1 pseudogene is annotated in these 618 nt (G+C 72.2%); it reads right to left on the bottom strand.

What is annotated here, in order from left to right:
• Positions 1-618: pseudogene (locus tag ABD358_RS28350) on the bottom strand (type VII secretion protein EccC); the annotation flags it as partial.

Raw genomic sequence — 618 nt, 5'->3', positions numbered from 1 at the left:
GTTCAGCAGATCCGTGAAGTCCAGGTTCGACAGCAGCGGCTCCTCGCCGTCCGCGCCGGAACCGGCCCGCAGCGGGGCCAGCTGGCGGGCCAGCGCCTCCGACTCGGCGATCGAGAGGGTGTCGCAGACACCGTGGTAGACCGCACCGCTGGCCGACTCCAGCACCAGCTTGCCCGGCCACACCTGTACGGCCAGACCGCCGCGGATCTCGTTGATGTCGCCGGGCACCACCTCGACGACCGTGACGCCCTGCAGGCCCTCCGCCCCGGCGATCACCGAGTCCATCGGCACCTCGCCGCCGTCGAGCATGACTACCACATGCGGGCTGTCGGTCACCGGAGTGCCCTGCGGGTTGAACCGCCCGCGGCCCTCCAGGTCGTCCGCCAGCAGCTCCTCGATCTCACCGAGGTCGCCGACGACCAGCCGGCGCGTCCCCGCGCCGTCCGTGGTCTTGTCCTGCACCTGCGGCAGCCACTTGGTCCACTCCCACTCGGCCTGCGCACCGGGCGCGGCGACGACCGCCACCACCAGGTCCTCGGGCGAGTGCAGGGTGCACAGCTGGGCGACGATGGCGCGCGAGGCGCCGTAGACGGTGTCGGGGTCACCGGAGACCGTCAG

This window comes from Streptomyces glaucosporus, assembly GCF_039533345.1.
GTDB lineage: Bacteria > Actinomycetota > Actinomycetes > Streptomycetales > Streptomycetaceae > Streptomyces > Streptomyces glaucosporus.
The sequence above is the reverse complement of the archived record's forward strand: the minus strand, read 5'-3'. Positions and strand labels throughout refer to the sequence as shown.